The organism is Providencia sp. LY12 (assembly GCF_057621555.1).
Window position 1 is genome coordinate 819876 of the sequence record NZ_CM172594.1, and the last position, 19215, is coordinate 839090.

At 43.4% G+C, this 19215-nt stretch carries 16 protein-coding genes; 11 read left to right on the plus strand and 5 right to left on the minus strand.

What is annotated here, in order from left to right; genetic code table 11:
- The first annotated feature begins 50 nt into the window (after positions 1-50).
- The 6 genes from fkpB (at position 51) to ACY3ZI_RS03670 (ending at position 8540) form a co-directional block, all read left to right on the plus strand.
- Positions 51-521 carry an FKBP-type peptidyl-prolyl cis-trans isomerase gene (gene fkpB, locus ACY3ZI_RS03645; RefSeq protein ID WP_036950308.1) on the plus strand — a complete coding sequence of 157 codons (471 nt, stop codon included), beginning with the start codon at positions 51-53 and terminating at the stop codon, positions 519-521.
- Entirely contained in the window at positions 502-1455 is a 954-nt protein-coding gene (ispH, locus tag ACY3ZI_RS03650; RefSeq protein ID WP_211886702.1) for a 4-hydroxy-3-methylbut-2-enyl diphosphate reductase, read from the plus strand. Before fkpB ends, ispH begins: the two co-directional genes overlap by 20 nt.
- A 223-nt stretch (positions 1456-1678) precedes the next feature.
- Positions 1679-2500 carry a 4-hydroxy-tetrahydrodipicolinate reductase gene (dapB, locus tag ACY3ZI_RS03655; protein ID WP_487375990.1) on the plus strand — a complete coding sequence of 274 codons (822 nt, stop codon included), beginning with the start codon at positions 1679-1681 and terminating at the stop codon, positions 2498-2500.
- A gap of 448 nt (positions 2501-2948) precedes the next feature.
- Positions 2949-4112: a glutamine-hydrolyzing carbamoyl-phosphate synthase small subunit gene (gene carA / locus ACY3ZI_RS03660; protein ID WP_211886699.1), complete on the plus strand. Its 1164-nt coding sequence runs from the start codon at positions 2949-2951 to the stop codon at positions 4110-4112.
- 14 nt (positions 4113-4126) lie between these two features.
- Entirely contained in the window at positions 4127-7348 is a 3222-nt protein-coding gene (carB, locus tag ACY3ZI_RS03665; protein ID WP_487375991.1) for a carbamoyl-phosphate synthase large subunit, read from the plus strand.
- Positions 7349-7514: 166 nt separating this feature from the next.
- On the plus strand, positions 7515-8540 hold the full coding sequence (locus ACY3ZI_RS03670; RefSeq protein ID WP_487375992.1) for a MerR family transcriptional regulator: 1026 nt from the start codon (positions 7515-7517) through the stop codon (positions 8538-8540).
- A gap of 87 nt (positions 8541-8627) precedes the next feature.
- Here ACY3ZI_RS03670 and ACY3ZI_RS03675 read toward each other — a convergent pair whose 3' ends face one another.
- From ACY3ZI_RS03675 to metC, 3 genes are all read right to left on the minus strand, one after another.
- Positions 8628-9527, minus strand: coding sequence for a PhzF family phenazine biosynthesis protein (locus ACY3ZI_RS03675; RefSeq protein WP_211886692.1), 900 nt, complete (start codon positions 9525-9527; stop codon positions 8628-8630).
- A gap of 137 nt (positions 9528-9664) precedes the next feature.
- A complete protein-coding gene (locus ACY3ZI_RS03680; protein ID WP_211886690.1) occupies positions 9665-10339 on the minus strand; it encodes a DedA family protein in 675 nt (224 codons plus the stop codon).
- A 138-nt stretch (positions 10340-10477) separates the two neighbouring features.
- A complete protein-coding gene (gene metC / locus ACY3ZI_RS03685) occupies positions 10478-11662 on the minus strand; it encodes a cystathionine beta-lyase (RefSeq protein WP_487375993.1) in 1185 nt (394 codons plus the stop codon).
- Positions 11663-12015: 353 nt separating this feature from the next.
- On the opposite strand from metC, the gene exbB reads away from it, so the two are divergent.
- The 4 genes from exbB to yedF all read left to right on the plus strand — a co-directional run bounded on the left by exbB (position 12016) and on the right by yedF (position 16203).
- Entirely contained in the window at positions 12016-12957 is a 942-nt protein-coding gene (gene exbB, locus ACY3ZI_RS03690) for a tonB-system energizer ExbB (protein WP_487375994.1), read from the plus strand.
- A 5-nt stretch (positions 12958-12962) separates the two neighbouring features.
- Positions 12963-13394 (plus strand): TonB system transport protein ExbD, encoded by a 432-nt coding sequence (exbD, locus tag ACY3ZI_RS03695; protein ID WP_036950331.1) that lies wholly within the window; start codon positions 12963-12965, stop codon positions 13392-13394.
- Between the two features lie 1358 nt (positions 13395-14752).
- Complete coding sequence (gene yedE / locus ACY3ZI_RS03700; protein WP_211886684.1) at positions 14753-15967, plus strand: selenium metabolism membrane protein YedE/FdhT; 1215 nt, start codon at positions 14753-14755, stop codon at positions 15965-15967.
- Positions 15964-16203, plus strand: a complete 240-nt coding sequence (gene yedF / locus ACY3ZI_RS03705) for a sulfurtransferase-like selenium metabolism protein YedF (protein WP_006657165.1) — start codon at positions 15964-15966, stop codon at positions 16201-16203. The genes yedE and yedF overlap by 4 nt, the downstream gene beginning before the upstream one ends.
- 40 nt (positions 16204-16243) lie before the next feature.
- Here the strand turns inward: yedF and ACY3ZI_RS03710 are convergent, their stop codons facing one another.
- Both ACY3ZI_RS03710 and rdgC read right to left on the minus strand, forming a co-directional pair.
- The gene (locus ACY3ZI_RS03710) at positions 16244-16759 is read right to left on the minus strand and encodes a GNAT family N-acetyltransferase (RefSeq protein WP_487375995.1); all 516 of its coding nucleotides are present in this window, start codon (positions 16757-16759) and stop codon (positions 16244-16246) included.
- A gap of 236 nt (positions 16760-16995) precedes the next feature.
- Complete coding sequence (rdgC, locus tag ACY3ZI_RS03715) at positions 16996-17901, minus strand: recombination-associated protein RdgC (protein WP_132496167.1); 906 nt, start codon at positions 17899-17901, stop codon at positions 16996-16998.
- Positions 17902-18077: 176 nt separating this feature from the next.
- Between rdgC and mak the strand changes: the two genes are divergently transcribed.
- Positions 18078-18983: a fructokinase gene (gene mak, locus ACY3ZI_RS03720; RefSeq protein WP_211886678.1), complete on the plus strand. Its 906-nt coding sequence runs from the start codon at positions 18078-18080 to the stop codon at positions 18981-18983.
- Positions 18984-19215 lie beyond the last annotated feature (232 nt).

Genomic DNA, 19215 nt, shown 5'->3' on the forward strand with positions numbered 1-19215 from the left:
AGCCCGACGATAGTCGGGCTGAACTTTATGATAAAAAACAGGTTTAGATTATGTCTACTCAAATACAGGCGCAGAGTTCTGTTTTACTGCATTTCACTCTGAAATTAGAAGATGGCTCCACGGCAGATTCTTCTCACGCACAAGGAAAGCCTGCGTTGTTTGCTCTTGGAAATGATTCACTGTCGCCAGAATTAGAAGCACAACTTATTGGGCTATCTGAAGGTGAAAAGAAAACATTTTCCTTAGCAGGGGATACGGTATTCGGGAAACATAATCCAGACTTAGTGCAATACTTTTCATTGCGTGATTTTATGGAAACGGGGATCCCTGAAATTGGTACCATCATGCTGTTTACGGGCATGAATGGAAGCGAAATGCCGGGTGTTGTGAAGGCAATCGAAGGGGAATCAATTACTGTTGATTTTAACCATCCTCTTGCTGAGCAACAAATTACCTTTGAAATTGAAGTGCTAGAAATAGACCCACAATTGGAGAGTCACCATGCAAATATTAATGGCTAATCCTCGTGGATTTTGTGCGGGTGTTGACCGTGCAATCAGTATTGTTGAACGCGCCTTAGAAATTTATGGCGCACCGATTTACGTTCGCCATGAAGTGGTGCATAACCGTTATGTGGTTGATGATTTACGTCAGCGTGGCGCTATCTTCATTGAAGAAATCTCTGAAGTTCCCGATGGCTCTATTCTGATTTTCTCAGCTCATGGTGTTTCACAAGCCATTCGCCAAGAAGCCCGTTCCCGCGATTTAACCATGCTATTTGATGCGACCTGCCCATTAGTGACTAAAGTGCATATGGAAGTGGCTCGTGCAAGCCGTAAAGGCAAAGAAGCGATTTTAATCGGTCACGCAGGACACCCTGAAGTGGAAGGGACAATGGGGCAATACAATAACCCTGAAGGGGGGATGTATCTCGTTGAAAGTCCAGAAGACGTTTGGAAGCTGCAGGTAAAAGATGAAAACAACCTGAGCTTTATGACGCAAACGACGCTTTCAGTGGATGATACCTCCGATGTGATTGATGCACTTACTCGTCGATTCCCAAATATTGTGGGACCTCGTAAAGACGATATTTGCTATGCGACCACGAACCGCCAAGAAGCGGCGCGTGAGCTCGCGGAAAAAGCCGATATCGTATTAGTTGTCGGTTCGAAAAATTCCTCAAACTCAAACCGTTTAGCTGAATTAGCGTCTCGAATGGGGAAGGCCGCATTTCTGATTGATGGTGCTGAAGATATTCAAACTGAGTGGTTAAAAGATAAGAAAATTATCGGATTAACTGCGGGGGCATCCGCACCTGATATTTTAGTCCGCCAAGTAATTGATAGACTGAAAGTGTTGGGTGCAGACTCCGTGGTTGAGCTACAAGGACGAGAAGAGAATATCGTTTTTGAAGTACCTAAAGAGCTGCGTGTGGACGTTAAAGAAATTAACTAATACATTGATTTACTTATTATAGTGGCGGCTGATTTAGCCGCCGCGGTTTTCTATTTTTCAACATCCCATCCTATATCAATACAATTTTTTCTGATAATCATTCCCCTCTATACGGTTTTATTAATATCTCCAGATTAGTGCTGGCGTCCCGATTCAAGTTTCTTTAAGGTATAACCAAGATTTTATTTTGGTTTTCGCCTCAATATTCACGAAAGGATCAAAAATGGCAGATTCAACTGTACGCGTTGCGATTGTCGGTGCGGGTGGGCGCATGGGGCGCCAATTAATTCAAGCAGCACAAGAACAAGATGGAATTCAACTTGGCGCAGCCATTGAGCGTGAGGGCTCTTCGCTTGTAGGAACTGATGCGGGCGAGTTGGCGGGAATTGGACTAATTGGTGTGAAAGTCGTTAGCGACCTAAATTCTGTGGTTAATGATTTTGATGTACTGATTGATTTCACTCGCCCTGAAGGCACATTACAGTACTTAGCATTCTGTCAATCTCATCAAAAAGGCATGGTCATTGGTACCACAGGCTTTGATGAACAAGGAAAATTGGCCATTGCTGAAGCCGCAAAATCTATCCCAATTGTCTTCGCTGCCAACTTTAGCGTCGGTGTGAATCTGGTGCTGAAATTACTGGAAAAAGCGGCGAAAGTGATGGGAGATTACACCGATATTGAAATTATTGAAGCCCATCATCGTCATAAAGTTGATGCCCCTTCAGGCACTGCGTTGGCGATGGGGGAATCTATCGCGGATGCATTAGGCAAAGACCTAAAAGAGTGCGCGGTGTATGCACGGGAAGGTTATACCGGAGAGCGTGAACCGGGTACGATTGGTTTTGCTACGGTGCGTGCTGGCGATATTGTTGGTGAACACACTGCAATGTTTGCCGATATTGGCGAGCGTGTAGAGATAAGCCACAAGGCTTCCAGTCGTATGACCTTTGCAAAAGGTGCGATAAGAGCATCTTCTTGGGTTAATGCTAAGAAATATGGGCTATATAATATGAAGGATGTCCTTAATCTTGATGATTTATAGTTTTATTTAAAATAATTTCTTGTTTAAAATCAGATGGCTTTATTTGAAGCCTCTGATTTATAGTTTTTTATCTATTAAATTAAATCTAGCTTGTCATTTTTCATTGTTTCCATATCGCTTTTTCTCTTTTTTACTCAAAAATTGCACTTTAGATCCTCCCTTGTCTGCGCTATTATCCGTTTTGCACTTTTCTTCGCTATTAACCGTTTGCTTTTTTACCCATGAATAGTTATTTCATTAGCCTTCTATAGAAAAAACAGGTAAGAATGCAAAAAAGTAAGCTAAAAGTGAAAAAAATGCATTTTTTTCTAGACAAGACTCTATCCCATCATTAGAATGCGCGCAATTTGCCAAAAATTTGCTTAAAAACTCATTTTGGCATTGATTTAGATCGTAAAATCTGAATTAATATGCAAAAAATATGATTGATTATTCTCCGGAGGATGTTTTGATTAAGTCAGCTATATTGGTTCTGGAAGACGGAACCCAATTCCACGGGCGCGCCATTGGTGCTGAAGGGGCCGCTATTGGAGAAGTCGTTTTCAATACTTCAATGACCGGATATCAAGAAATAATTACTGACCCTTCCTATTCCCGCCAAATTGTTACTCTCACTTATCCCCATATTGGTAATGTCGGCACTAATGCTGATGACGAAGAATCTCCTAACGTACACGCTCAAGGCCTTATCATTCGCGACTTACCATTAATCTACAGTAACTTTCGTGGTCAGGAAGGCTTGTCTGAATATCTGAAACGCCACAATGTGGTGGCTATCGCGGATATCGACACGCGCAAATTAACCCGCCTGTTAAGAGAAAAAGGCGCACAAAACGGTTGCATCATCGCAGGGGATAACCCAGATGCGGCGCTGGCTTTAGAAAAAGCACGCAGCTTCTCAGGTTTAAATGGCTTAGATTTAGCAAAAGAAGTTTGCACCAAAGAGATTTACAGCTGGACTCAACGCTCTTGGAACTTAGAAGAAGGACAACCAGCAGCAAGCAAAGAAGATGAGCTGCCATTACACGTTATTGCTTACGATTTTGGTGCAAAGCGCAATATTCTGCGTATGTTAGTTGACCGTGGTTGCCGCTTAACCGTCGTTCCAGCAACAACACCAGCAGAAGCGGTGTTAGCGATGAACCCAGATGGGATTTTCTTATCAAACGGTCCTGGTGACCCGGCTCCTTGTGACTACGCTATTAATGCCATCCAAGAATTCTTAAAAACTGAAATTCCAGTATTTGGCATCTGCTTAGGTCACCAATTACTAGCATTAGCAAGCGGCGCCAATACCGTGAAGATGAAGTTTGGTCACCACGGTGCTAACCACCCAGTTAAAGATTTAGACAAAGACGTGGTGATGATCACAGCTCAAAACCACGGTTTTGCGGTTGATGAATCCACACTACCCGACACATTGCGTGTGACACACAAATCGCTGTTTGATGGCACTTTACAAGGTATCCATCGCACAGATAAACCGGCATTCAGTTTCCAAGGTCACCCAGAAGCCAGTTCTGGTCCTCATGATGCTGCAGGTCTTTTTGACCACTTCATTGATTTAATCAACGAATACCGTCAAAACACACCACGTTCAAACGCAAAATAATCGGGAGCAAGAAAATGGCAAAACGTACAGATATTAAAAGCATTCTGATCCTCGGTGCAGGCCCGATTGTTATCGGCCAAGCGTGTGAGTTTGACTATTCAGGTGCACAAGCGTGTAAAGCTCTGAGAGAAGAAGGCTACCGCGTTATTCTGGTGAACTCGAACCCTGCGACTATCATGACTGACCCAGAAATGGCGGATGCAACCTACATCGAGCCAATTCACTGGGAAGTGGTACGTAAAATCATTGAAAAAGAGCGCCCAGATGCAGTATTACCAACTATGGGTGGGCAAACCGCGCTGAACTGTGCCCTTGAGCTTGAACGCCAAGGTGTACTGGCTGAATTTGGTGTGACCATGATTGGTGCAACTGCGGATGCGATTGATAAAGCAGAAGACCGTCAACGCTTTGATAAAGCGATGAAAAAAATCGGTTTAGGCACTGCGCGTTCAGGTATCGCACACACAATGGAAGAAGCCAACGCCGTTGCTGATGATGTTGGTTTCCCGTGTATCATTCGTCCATCATTCACTATGGGTGGTTCCGGTGGCGGTATCGCGTATAACCGTGAAGAATTTGAAGAAATCTGTACTCGTGGTTTAGATTTATCCCCAACTAACGAACTGTTGATCGATGAATCGTTAATTGGTTGGAAAGAGTATGAAATGGAAGTGGTTCGCGATAAGAAAGATAACTGCATTATCGTCTGCTCCATTGAAAACTTCGACGCAATGGGAATTCACACGGGTGACTCCATCACCGTCGCGCCTGCGCAAACACTGACAGATAAAGAATACCAAATCATGCGTGATGCCTCGATGGCAGTACTGCGTGAAATCGGTGTTGAAACAGGGGGCTCTAACGTTCAGTTCGCCGTTAACCCGAAAGATGGTCGCTTAATCGTTATCGAGATGAACCCGCGTGTTTCTCGTTCATCCGCACTCGCGTCAAAAGCAACGGGCTTCCCAATTGCTAAAATCGCTGCAAAATTAGCGGTCGGTTACACCCTCGATGAGCTGATGAATGACATCACAGGCGGCCGTACTCCTGCGTCATTTGAGCCGTCAATCGACTACGTTGTGACCAAAATTCCTCGCTTTAACTTCGAAAAATTTGCAGGAAGCAATGATCGTCTGACCACCCAAATGAAATCAGTGGGTGAGGTGATGGCTATCGGTCGCACATTCCAAGAATCTATGCAAAAAGCACTGCGTGGTCTGGAAGTCGGCGCAACAGGCTTCGACCCGAAAGTGAGTCAGGAAGACCCAGAGTCGTTAACTCGCATTCGCCGTGAGCTGAAAGATGCGGGCTCTGACCGTATTTGGTACATCGCTGATGCATTCCGCGCAGGCTTATCTATCGACGGTATTTTCAACCTGACCAATATCGACCGCTGGTTCTTAGTGCAAATTGAAGAGCTGGTGCGCTTAGAAAACGAAGTGGCAGAGTTAGGTATCAATGGTCTAACTAAAGATTTCTTACGCCAACTGAAGCGCAAAGGTTTTGCGGATGCACGTCTGGCAAGTTTAGTGGGTGTGTCTGAAGCTGAATTACGTAAGTTACGTCAAGGTTATGATTTACATCCAGTTTATAAGCGTGTAGATACCTGTGCGGCAGAGTTTGCGACCGACACTGCGTATATGTACTCGACTTATGAAGACGAATGCGAATCCAATCCGAACAGCGATAAACCAAAAATCATGGTATTAGGTGGCGGTCCAAACCGTATCGGGCAAGGTATCGAATTTGACTACTGCTGCGTACACGCTTCATTAGCGCTGCGCGAAGATGGTTATGAAACCATCATGGTCAACTGTAACCCTGAAACCGTTTCAACGGACTACGACACCTCTGACCGCCTCTATTTCGAGCCAGTGACACTGGAAGATGTGTTAGAAATCGTCCGTATTGAACAGCCGAAAGGGGTGATTGTTCAGTACGGTGGTCAAACGCCACTGAAATTAGCGCGTGCATTAGAAGCCGCGGGTGTGCCGGTTATTGGTACGAGCCCAGATGCGATTGACCGTGCAGAAGACCGTGAGCGTTTCCAACAAGCGGTTAACCGCTTAAACTTGAAACAGCCACAAAACGCCACTGTTGCAACTATTGAACAAGCTGTTGAAAAAGCAGCGGGTATCGGCTATCCGCTGGTGGTTCGTCCATCTTATGTACTGGGCGGTCGTGCGATGGAAATCGTCTATGACGAAGTTGACCTGCGTCGCTACTTCCAAACCGCGGTGAGTGTGTCTAACGATGCGCCAGTCCTATTAGACCGCTTCCTTGATGATGCGATTGAAGTGGACGTAGATGCAATCTGCGACGGTGAAATGGTGCTGATTGGCGGAATTATGGAGCACATTGAGCAAGCGGGTGTTCACTCAGGTGACTCCGCATGTTCACTGCCAGCTTATACATTAAGCCAAGAAATTCAGGATGTAATGCGTGAACAAGTGCGCAGCCTGGCATTCGAATTACGCGTTCGCGGTCTGATGAACGTCCAGTTCGCGGTGAAGAATAACGAAGTTTACCTGATTGAAGTGAATCCGCGTGCAGCAAGAACGGTACCGTTTGTTTCTAAAGCAACAGGTGTACCACTAGCGAAAGTTGCGGCGCGTGTTATGGCGGGTCAAACACTGACTCAGCAAGGCGTGACAGAAGAAGTTATTCCGCCTTACTACTCAGTCAAAGAGGTGGTTCTGCCATTCAACAAGTTCCAAGGTGTTGACCCAATCCTCGGACCAGAAATGCGCTCAACGGGTGAAGTGATGGGTGTTGGTCGCACATTTGCTGAAGCATTCGCTAAAGCGATGTTAGGCAGCAACTCAACCATGAAGAAATCTGGTCGCGCACTGCTATCTGTTCGTGAAGGCGATAAAACGAAAGTTGTTGATTTAGCAGCAAAACTGCTGAAACACGGTTTTGAGTTAGATGCGACTCACGGAACGGCGATTGTCCTAGGTGAAGCGGGTATCAACCCACGTTTAGTGAACAAGGTTCACGAAGGTCGTCCACACATTCAAGACCGTATTAAGAATGGTGAGTACAACTACATCGTGAATACCACGGCAGGCCGTCAAGCGATTGAAGATTCAAAACTCATTCGTGGTAGCGCACTGCGTTACAAAGTTCACTATGATACAACCCTCAACGGTGGCTTTGCGACGGCGTTATCTCTGAGCGCAGACCCAACGGATAAAGTGATTTCTGTACAAGAGATGCACGCATTAATTAAATAATTATTGATTCGATGATTATTAACCCCAGCGGTGTTATCACCTCTGGGGTTTTTTTATGGTTAGCGAAAAGTGGAATAAATTAATATAAATGAAAAATAGTGCACAATAGTGATTGACCCTCACGTAACGTGAGGCACTAACCTGCATTTCAGGACAGGAGGCGAAGATGCTATTTCAAGTAGGTGAGATCGCAGAGAAAACAGGATTAACCATTCGTACCCTTCATCATTATGAAGAGATTGGTTTATTACTGCCGACTGCCAGAACCGATGCAGGTTATCGACTCTATAATATGCAATGTATTGAACGTTTGACGCAAATTCAGATGCTGCGTCAGGTGGGAGTTAAACTGAAAGACATCGGTGAGTTACTTAATGGTCACAGTGGCGATATCTCTCTTTTGTTGCAAGAGCGTATTAGTCTATTAACCGAGCAGATGAAGCAGATTGAAAAACTGCGTTCACGCCTCGAGCGCTTACAGCAGCAAATGCAGCAGGGAGATAACCCTACTCAGGCCGATTGGTTTTCATTATTGGAGATGATGTCGATGTTTGATAAATATTTTACCCCTCAAGAGCTTGAGCAATTGCCGCTATACACGGCGAACACATTGAAAAATCAAGAGTGGCAGCAGCGGGTCGCCACAGTAAAATCGTTAATGGAAAAAGGTGAATCACCGAAATCAGCCGAAGTACAAGCTGTCGCTGTTGAGTGGATGACTGCCTTGGAAAGAGATACGGGCGGAAACCCTGATTTCTTTGCGCGTTTAAATCAAATTCACTTAACCGATAATGAGCTAATGTTCTCGACAGGGATCACCGAAGCGATGATTGACTTTGTAGCTCGGGGCTTTAGTGAGTACCAACTATCGCGTTTTAAACCCCATTTAACCGCAGAGCAATTTACTTTTGTTAGTCAGCATTATTTTGAATCTGGCAAAGTGTGGCCTGAATTTATTTCAGGAATTTATAATGCATTGAAAGCGGGAGATACTCCAGATTCGCCAAATGTACAGAAGCTGGCGGGAATGTGGTTAACCATGTTTAACCAATTTACTGGGGGCGATCCGCTATTGCAGGAAAAAATCCGCACGATTTATCGTGAAGATCCGGTGATTTCTCAAGGAACTTGGATGACGCCAGAAATTGGGCAGTATCTATTTTCTGCCATTAGTTGCTTATTGGCGAAGTAATAATAGCGTAAGTTAGCAATCCATATTTTGATATCAAAGTCGCGACAGAATATGCCGCGACTTTTTTGTTTTGGGTGGGTTAGTAGACTAAAAATGGACGGTTTGGATACCGATTGTTGCGGCTTGTCCACCCACACAAACTCGGCCGATAGCCTGATCTTGATGAGAAATTTCCACTTGAATTTGCGAGGAGCATCCCATTGCCCGCCCTTGTTCTAACAGAAAATGGGTTTCTGTGGGGAAGACATGTTTCACCAGATAGCAGCCAAGAGCACCACTGGCGCTACCAGTTGCGGACTCTTCATTAATCCCGTATAGCGGAGCAAAATTTCGGCAATGAGCAGTAAAGGAAGGCGACTGGCTTAACTCAAAGACATGAAAACCAATCGAGTCAAATTCACGGCTCAGTTGTGCGATAGCATCATAATTAGGTTTTAAATTATCTAATTGATTGGATTGCACGGGGACTAAAATATCAGGTAATCCAGTGGAGATAATTTCAATGGGTAAGCCTGTTTCCGTGATTGTCTCAGTTGGGATACCTAATGCGGCAGCGACGGCATTCACATCAGGTCCTTGGCGGCTAACGGGAAGAGTTTGTTGCATAATGACCCCATCAGCACTGACCGTAACATTTAAAATCCCTGCTTTGGTTTTTTGGGAATAGGTACCTGCGCCCAATTGGTTTAGTGAAAATAGGGTAAAAAAGACCGCCAATGTCGCATGTCCACAAAAGTCCACTTCACTTTCAGGGGTGAAAAAATCCACTTTAAAATCCGTTTTTTCACCTACACTTGCATCGGTATAGACAAACGCCGTTTCGGAAAATCCCACTTGGCGAGCAATCGCAATTTTTTGTGCATCATTGAGTTTCGGGGGATTGAGCACGACTCCTGCGGGGTTTCCACCCGTGTTATTTCGAGTAAATGAGTTTACAAGGTGAACGTCAAGCGTGTGTTTATCTGTAGGCATTACCGAGTTTTGCATAGTGACTCCAAGCTAATTAAGCGCTTTTTTATTATTTATGGGGATGAAAGGGGCGCATATTGAGAGGTAGATGTGGGTTTGTCGCGGCGACCAAACACTAAAATTTGTGTTGGTCGCGTGAAATTTAGGCGTGCAATTTAGCTTTCTTTGCTGCCTTTTAAAGCTTTACGATGTTTCCAGTAGACGATAATGGAGCCAATCAAACCACTGACCAACAGCACAACAGGGATGATCATCAGCGCGGTGATCACGACTTGTTCATGCTCTTTAACGAAAGGAATTTGGTTAACGGCATAGCCCAAAGTCACAATAATACCGACCCACAATAACCCGCTAAGCCAGTTGAATAACTGGAAACGGCGGTGGCTTAAATCGGATAATCCCGCTAACAATGGCAGTAGCGTTCTCACAAATGCCAGAAAGCGCCCGATCAATAATGCATACAAACCTTGTCGGTTAAACATATCATTGGCTTTTTTATGATATTCCTCAGGGAGTTGAGAAAGCCAGCGTTTAACTATCTTCGTTTCGCTTAACCAACGCCCTTGAACAAATCCAAGCCAGCAGCCTAAACTCGCAGCCGTTGCCAACAGCAAGATTGTGGGGAAAAAGTGCAAAACACCTTTGGCAATCAGTGCACCAGAAAGCAGTAAAAGGGTATCACCGGGTAAAAATGCGGCGGGGAGCACGCCATTTTCTAATACAATCACCACAAAGAGTACGGTGTAAATGACCCAGAGAACTTCTGGGTTGGCGAGCTTCATAAAATCGTGTTGCCAAAGTGCCAGTACGATTTCGCGTATGACTTCCATAATCGTTCCTGTATCTGCATAAAGCGAATTATTGGGCTCTATATTACAGGAAAAATGTCAGCCTAGTTTGATTTGTTTGGGTAATTATCTAAAAGGCAGCGATTAACTGCCTAATAATTAAGGAAGGAATGTTGATGTTTAAATACGCGCGAAAGCACGTTGTAAATCATCAATGAGATCTTGCGGGTGTTCTAAGCCGACATGTAGACGGAAAAACGACCCGCTATCAGGCTGATAATCATATTGGCGCATACTGAGTAAATCTTCGGTTTGATAACCAAGGATCAGTGATTCAAACCCGCCCCATGAATACCCCATTTTAAAATGGCTAAAGTGGTCGAGAAAATCGCTGAACTGTTTAGGGGATAACCGCGAATTTAATTGAAACGAAAACAAACCGTTACAGCCACTAAAGTCTCGTTTAAAGAATTCATGCCCAGGGTGGCTCGGAAGTGCAGGATGAAAAACACGTGCCACAGCGGGATGCTCATCTAACCAGTTTGCGACGGCTAAACTGTTCGCTTCATGCTGCTTGAGGCGGGTTGGTAGGGTGTGAAGCCCTCGACCTGCCATGTAAACGGTATCAGGATCGGCGGTTTGCCCCAATAAATATGAATTTTCTCGCAAGGTTTCGATGCAGCGCTGGTTGGCAACAGCGACCCCTAACATGCCATCTGAATGACCATTAATGTACTTTGTCGCGGATTGAATAGAGATATCTACATCAAATAAAAGAGGTTTGAGTAAGACACCCGCAGCCCATGTATTATCGATCATGATAATGATTTCTGGGGATTTTTGACGAATGGCTTTTACGATAGCAGGAAGGTCATGGACTTCCATAGTGATAGAACCTGGCGATTCCAAAAAAACAATTTTGGTATTTGGACGGATTAAATCGGCAATTTTTGCGCCAATCAATGGGTCGAAATAATTCGTTTCAACATTCAAATTAGTGAGTATTTTGTCGCAGAAGTTTTGTGTCGGATCATAAGCAGACCCCGTGACCAGAATATGATCCCCCGCGCTGATAAATGACATAATGGCATTAGTGATCGCTGCTGCACCTGAAGGATAAAGAACACAGCCAGCACCACACTCCAATTCGGTCATCGCTTCTTGGAAAGCAAAATGGGTCTGTGTACCTCGGCGACCATACATTAATACGCCATTTGCGCGATTGCGCACAGCATGCTTTTTATCTTCTACCGAATCAAAAATCACGGAAGAGGTGCGTTGAATAACTGGGTTTACCCCTTTTTGAGTGAATTTAGGGTTTCTACCAAGATGCACGAGCTGGGTTTCTGGTCTTATGTTTGCCATTGAGCTATCCCTTATTTACCGATAGAAAATCAAATGATTGGCTAAGTTATCACCTGACGTTAAATGATTTTGGTCTACCAGAGCAAGAACTAAAGTGGTTAGCTGAATTTTCTTCATTATCAAGCGGCAAATCGAGTCGTCTCTCGAAGGGTTATGTTGATAAGCGACAAAAAATTGCGAATACTAATGATAATTACTATCAATTCGTGGTGTGTTTGATATTATCTGACATCTTGACGAAAAGAGATGAATGCGTGAATCAAATTTCGCTTTTAATGGTTAGTCGATGAATGGCACAATCATCGATATAAATTTTTTTATACAACACAAAATAAGAGAGTAAAGGCCAACTGATGCGTAAATTAACAGCTTCTATTCTATTGGCGATCGGCTTAATGGGCACGGCATCCGCAGAAACAACACCCGCTGTCACACCTACTACACCAGTAGCTAGCCAAGGTTCAACAGCAGCTCCTGCAAATACACCTTCCACAACGGAAGTGACTGCGACTCCTGCAACGACAACTCCAGCAGCAACACCGGAATCTGTCGTGACAAATACGGTAGTGACTGAAAATGTTGAGATTGCGACTGAAGCTCACGGTGGCGGTTTTGATCAGGATTTATCGGTTTGGGGTATGTACCAAAACGCAGATGTTGTTGTAAAAACGGTGATGATTGGTCTGTTACTCGCATCCGTGATTACATGGGCGCTATTTTTATCCAAAGGAAGTGAGATTTTAATTGCACGCCGTCGTTTAAAAGATGAAGCAAAAGCAATTGCAGAAGTAAAATCTCTTGATGAAGCGGTATCTATCGCTGAAGGGTTTAAAGGCAGTAGCATTACGCGCATGTTATTAGCTGAAGCGACAACTGAAAGAGCGCTTTCGGCAAACAGCCAAGATCTTGCGGGTATTAAAGACCGTACAGGTTTCCGTTTAGAAAGAGCGGTTGCTGCAATCAGCCGTTATATGGGACGTGGAAATGGCTATTTAGCAACTATTGGTGCGATTTCTCCATTTGTCGGTCTATTCGGTACCGTGTGGGGGATCATGAACAGCTTCATTGGTATTGCTCACTCTCAAACCACCAACTTAGCGGTTGTTGCTCCAGGGATCGCAGAAGCGCTGCTGGCAACGGCAATCGGTCTTATCGCCGCGATTCCTGCGGTGGTTATCTATAATATTTTTGCTCGTATGATCAACAACTATCGTGGTCAAGTGGGTGATGTTGCTGCACAAGCAGCATTGTTACTGGGGCGTGACCTCGATCTGGCAAACAGCAAAGCAAGGTAATTATTATGGCAATGCGTTTAGGTGACGAACAAGACGATAGCGGTGAAATGCATGAAATCAACGTAACACCGTTTATCGATGTTATGTTGGTTCTGCTGATTATCTTTATGGTTGCAGCGCCACTGGCTACCGTTGATATTAAAGTCGACTTACCTGCTTCCACTGCGAAGCCTCAGCCTCGACCAGAAAAGCCAGTATTCTTAACTGTGAAATCAGATAGTCAGCTATTTATCGGCGAGCAAGCGGTCAGTAAAGAGCAGTTAGGTTCAACCCTTGATCAAGCCACAAACACCAATAAAGAAACCACAATTTTCTTCCAAGCGGATAAAAGTGTGGATTATGAAACGATGATGGATGTAATGAATGCGTTGCGTCAATCGGGGTATCTCAAGATTGGTTTAGTCGGTATGGAAGCAACCGCGGCTAACGCTAAATAGCTAAGTTGTTTCACGTAATCATGCGTTTTATCTCTGTATCGCGGGTGACATTTTCACGTTGATGCTTTGAGATAAAACGCATTTTTTTATGCCTATCAATTTTTATTCATCATATCTTTTGCATATTCTTGCAACATTTTTGATAAAAAAATGCCCTCTCTTTATAGTTTCACAAACAAAAGGTTTAATTTTATGCGGAATTTCTTCTGATTTTATTTAAGTTAGAGTGATTTTAAATTCTGCTCACATAAAATCACTTTTAAAAAAGACTTGATAAGGTTAATTGAAAATAAACCATCCATATTGTGCGGGATTATTCATATACAGAGTAATTTTGCTAGATACTCTAATTAGGAGTATCTATTTTGGAGTCTTTTGTGTGAGTTATCATGGAACTTGCTGATTATTAGAATAATCATGAATAAAGGCGATATCATCGTTCAAAATAACAGCAGGGTTAACTCGTTAGATGAAATTAAAACAAAAAGAGAGAATAATAAAAATTATTAATACATTTAACTCTAATTGAAATGATAAAAAAAGCGAGTAAATAAGCTAGGTAATTTTATTAATATAAGTGCTATTAATAAAATTATTTTAAATGTACTTGAACAATGAAATATAAATATGTAATTAGTGTTATAAATGCAAAGTTGATACGTTTATTCGTTTTTTTTGTTCAATGCATTGTTATTTATTGTTTTTTTGACTTTCTGCCAATGCTTCCTAAATAAAATAAAAAAACACTTGCGCAACATTTCATGAGCGCTATAATGCAGCCAATAACATTTGGAAATACTTTTTAATAACTTTTCATCTCGAGTTTTTTATTTTTCAATTTACTAATGCTAGGGAATAAATAAAGTACTAGTTGCTGTTTGATTAGGCTTTATATTAAAAATAAATATAATCAATCATACTCGAGTGTACGATGTTCAGTTGTTAGAAGTAAGTTTGGATGTTATTACTGAAGTCAAATGGGCTGACTTTAGACGACACACAGCAAAATGATGTAATAAAAATATTTCATATTATACTCCTCTATAAATAAGATAAGACTATACTTCCATGCGCCATCATTAAGATGGCGTTTTTTTATGCATATTTATTTATCTTTCAAGCATCAACTGTACCCTCAGAATTTATGTGAAGAATCGGTGATATGCTGTGTGATTAAGCATGTGGTTAAATCAATCTTTCTGAGAGTATTCATAATTTATTATTTAATGATAAAAAGTATCAGAGTATGATGTGCACCTCTTCGCTGTGGGGCATTTAGCTATACACCATGTAGCAACACATCATACAACAGCGAAATTCTTTGCCAGGTACTGGCTTGAAACATTCTGGAAGTAAAAATGACTTGGTCTGAGTTTAAATCTCACTATCTCATCGGTTTTTGGAAACCGTTACCTGCGGTGATTGCGGCAGGTATCTTATCGACTTATTATTTTGGTTTAACAGGCACTTTTTGGGCTGTAACCGGTGAGTTTACTCGCTGGGGCGGGCATATCATGCAGCTATTTGGTGCGCATCCAGAAGAGTGGGGCTATTTCAAAGTTATTGGTTTTCAAGGTTCGCCACTTGATCGAATTGATGGCGTGATGATTATCGGTATGTTTGCTGGCTGTTTTGCCGCGGCACTTTGGGCAAATAATGTCAAAATTCGCATGCCGCAGCATCGAGTTCGAATTTTTCAAGCCATCCTCGGTGGGATCATTGCTGGATTCGGCGCTCGTCTAGCGATGGGATGTAACTTAGCCGCATTCTTTACGGGTATTCCACAATTCTCGTTACACGCTTGGTTCTTTGCTGTAGCGACTGCCGTCGGCTCTTACTTCGGTGCTAAATTCACCCTGCTGCCAATGTTCCGTATTGCGGTAAAATTGAAAAAAGTCTCAACAGCATCGCCATTAACTCAAAATCCGAATACAGCTAAAAAACGCTTTAAATTAGGCATGGCTATCTTTGCTGTCGCACTTGCGTGGGGCTTTTATACACTGCTGGATGCACCAGTCATGGGCTTTGCTATCTTATGTGGGATTGGTTTTGGTTTACTGATTGAACGCGCTCAAATTTGTTTTACCTCCGCGTTTCGTGATTTATGGATCACTGGTCGTACTCATATGGCGAAAGCGATTATCATTGGTATGGCGGTCAGTGCAATAGGTATTTTTAGTTATGTGCAATTGGGCGCGACACCTAAGATTATGTGGGCAGGTCCAAATGCCGTGATTGGTGGATTACTATTCGGTTTTGGTATTGTCTTAGCGGGTGGTTGTGAAACTGGTTGGATGTACCGTGCCGTTGAAGGTCAAGTTCATTACTGGTGGGTTGGTTTCGGTAACATTATCGGTGCGACTATCTTAGCGTATTACTGGGATGATTTAGGTCCATGGCTAGCTACAGACTTTGACAAAGTGAACTTGCTAGAGACATTTGGTCCGGAAGGCGGCTTGCTCGTCACATACGCTTTATTAGCCATTGCATTTATTTTGATGCTGGTATGGGAAAAATATTTCTTCCGTAAACGTGCCCAAAAACTGGCGAATACTTTCATGGAGGCCGCATGAGCCATAAAGAAATAGTACCGGATTATCGATTAGATATGGTGGGCGAACCTTGCCCATACCCTGCGGTTGCGACGTTAGAAGCGATGCCATCGTTAAAACCTGGAGAGATATTAGAGGTGGTGAGTGATTGCCCGCAATCTATCAATAATATCCCTTTAGATGCCAAAAACTATGGTTATAAAGTGTTGGATATTCAACAGGATGGTCCAACTATCCGCTATTTAATTCAGAAATAGAAGCCTGAAAAAGGCGGGGAAACCCCGCCTTTTTCAGTATTTATTCTTCAATGTCCTGCCAGTTCGCAATATCCAGCACAAGCTCGCACTCATCATCGATATAGCCACCTGTCGGAATAAAGCCAAGTTTCTGATAAAACTCAAATGGGCTCTCTTCTCCTTCACCGCAACTATTATACAGCCGTGGGTAACCTTTCTTTTTCAAGTAACGGATCACTTGAATTAACGCCTCACGACCAAATCCTAATTTTTGGTAAGGCTCGGCTATCATAAATCGCCATAGCATAATGCCATCGTATTCAAGCTCATCATCATCTAGCCCAGAATGCAGCATAATGAATCCTACAGGGATATCATCCGCATAAATGCCTCGATACCAAGCACAGTCAGAGAATTGCGCCTCAACCATGGAATAGGCATTATCTGCCACCATGCTACGCTGTGCTTCACTGAGTGTATGGCTCAGTAAACAGATTTCCGAAAAGTTTTCAGCTGTTACCTTCTGCAAGGAGACAACGGAATTTTCATCCACTTCTGGCTCGATGAACTCTATCATAACCATTCCTTCGCTCGAATATTGACCAAAGCTTCACGAGGAAGCTGCTTGAGTTGTTATTATTGAATAATCAAAATTGCTACTGATTTGTTACATGGATGTAATTTAATCAACCAGAGATCGAGGAGGCAGTCAATGACTTAATTGTGGCTATGCAAGCGGGGTCTAAAAAGAAAATGGCAACTTGCGTAAATGCCCGTTGCCATCGTGAAGTTAGGATAAAAAGCTAAATAATATTAATGTTCGGCTTCACCGCCCAGAACATCAATTAAGCGAGCGATTAAGGCGCTGAGTTCGCCTGTCATCAGAATATAATCAGCATCAAATTTCTGAGCGAAATCTTCTTTAGGAATATCGTCATTTTGTTCTTTTAGTTTTTCACTGAATTTCAGTTTCTTCAGGGAGCCATCATCTGACAGCATAAACTGAACGCGCTCTTCCCAATCTAACGATAATTTAGTGACTAATTTGCCAGCTTCAATATGGGTGGCAATTTCGTCAGAAATTAGGTCTTGTTTCTTACAACGGATGATCCCGCCTTCTTCTAAAATCGCTTTTAATTCCGCTTCATCCATAGCGGCAAAACCTTGAGGTAATGCACCAGAACGCACCCATTCAGTCAGGGTTAACTCAATTGGGTCTTTAAAGGTCAGGGGAACAACAGGAAGCGAGCCTAAGCTTTTACGTAATAACGCTAAATTATCTTCGGCACGCTTAGCACTAGCGGCATCAACAATAATTAGCTGATTAACGGTATCAATCCAAATGTAGGTTTTGCTGAATTTACTGAATGCACGCGGAAGTAAATCATGAACCACTTCATCTTTTAGCGAGGCTTTTTCAGTTTTTTTCAGTTGGCGACCTTGGTCCGCTTCTAATTTTTCAATTTTCTCTTGTAATGCTTGCTTGATCACGGGGGATGGCAGCATTTTATCTTCTTTCTTGGCACAAATAAGAATTTGGTTATTTGCAGCATGGGTGAGTGCATCTGCGCCACGCATTGGCGGCACCCAGCCCGTTTTCATCATGTCTTGGCTTCCACAAGGGGTATAAGCTAGCGGCGCAAGTTGTCTTTCCAGATCATCCGCGGAGAGTGCCAAATCCCGATTCAGGCGATAGACCAATATATTCTTGAACCACATGAAAAACCTACCTTTGTCATTAAAAACATGTTTAGCAAGGCGGACATGATAGCGAATTGTCCGTTATTAAGCGAAAAAAAATGCCCGCCATTTTGCGGTGTTTTACTTTCTATAAAGGTCGTCTAATAATGTAAGCAGGCAATTAAATGAAAAATAGATAATAAGTGAGTGCCATTATGAGAATAGGGATTGATTTAGGCGGTACAAAAATTGAAGTGGTCGCGCTGGATGATGGTGGCAATATTCTATTTCGTCAGCGTATGCCAACGCCACGAGGTGATTATCAAGGCACTCTCGATGCAATTAAGCATTTAGTTGATGAGGCGGAAGCGGCAACGGGTCAAGTTGGAAGTGTGGGTTTAGGGATCCCTGGAACACTTTCTCCAGTGACGGGAAAAGTGAAAAATGCCAATTCCACGTGGTTAAACGGACAACCATTCGATAAAGACCTTGCTCAATGTTTAGGTCGTCCAGTGAAAATGGCCAATGATGCCAATTGCCTTGCTGTTTCAGAAGCCGTTGATGGCGCAGGGGCAGGCGCTAAAGTGGTGTTTGCCGTGATCATTGGAACGGGTTGTGGGGCTGGAATCGCCATTAATGGGCAAGTTCATTCTGGTGGAAATGGCGTCGCAGGCGAATGGGGACACAACCCTTTGCCATGGCAAGATGACCAAGACCGACTATTTCTGGCTGACGAAAAATGTTATTGCGGGCTGAGTGGCTGTACAGAGCAATTTGTCTCCGGTACGGGATTTATGGCGGATTACAAAAAACTGGCCGGAGAATCCAAAACAGGCACCGAAATTATTCAATTGGCGCGAAACGGCAATAAACACGCGATAAAAGCCTTTGAACATTACCAAAATCGTCTAGCAAAAGCGTTAGCACAAGCCGTCAACATGCTAGACCCAGACGTCATAGTGTTAGGGGGCGGAATGAGCAACGTCGATGAGCTCTATGAAAATTTGCCAGAAAAAATTCGTCAATGGGTGTTTGGTAGGGAGTTTGATACGCCAATCAGGAAGGCGGAGCATGGGGATTCGAGTGGGGTGCGGGGGGCGGCCTGGCTATGCTCTTCCTAATTTGCCCCATGACGTTGTTAGCTGCTCTCTCTAGCCCTAGTCACATACTTATGTATGCTCCTAGGGTCTAGTTCGTTGGCTGCCTAGTCATGAGGTAAATTAGTTTGAGCATGAATGAAGGTTGCTCGTCATACTTCACGCCGTAGCTGCGTTGGCTACGCTCGCTAACCCTAGTCACATACTTGTGTATGCTCCTAGGGCTTAGCCTCCCTTGCCGCCTTGCCACAACGCG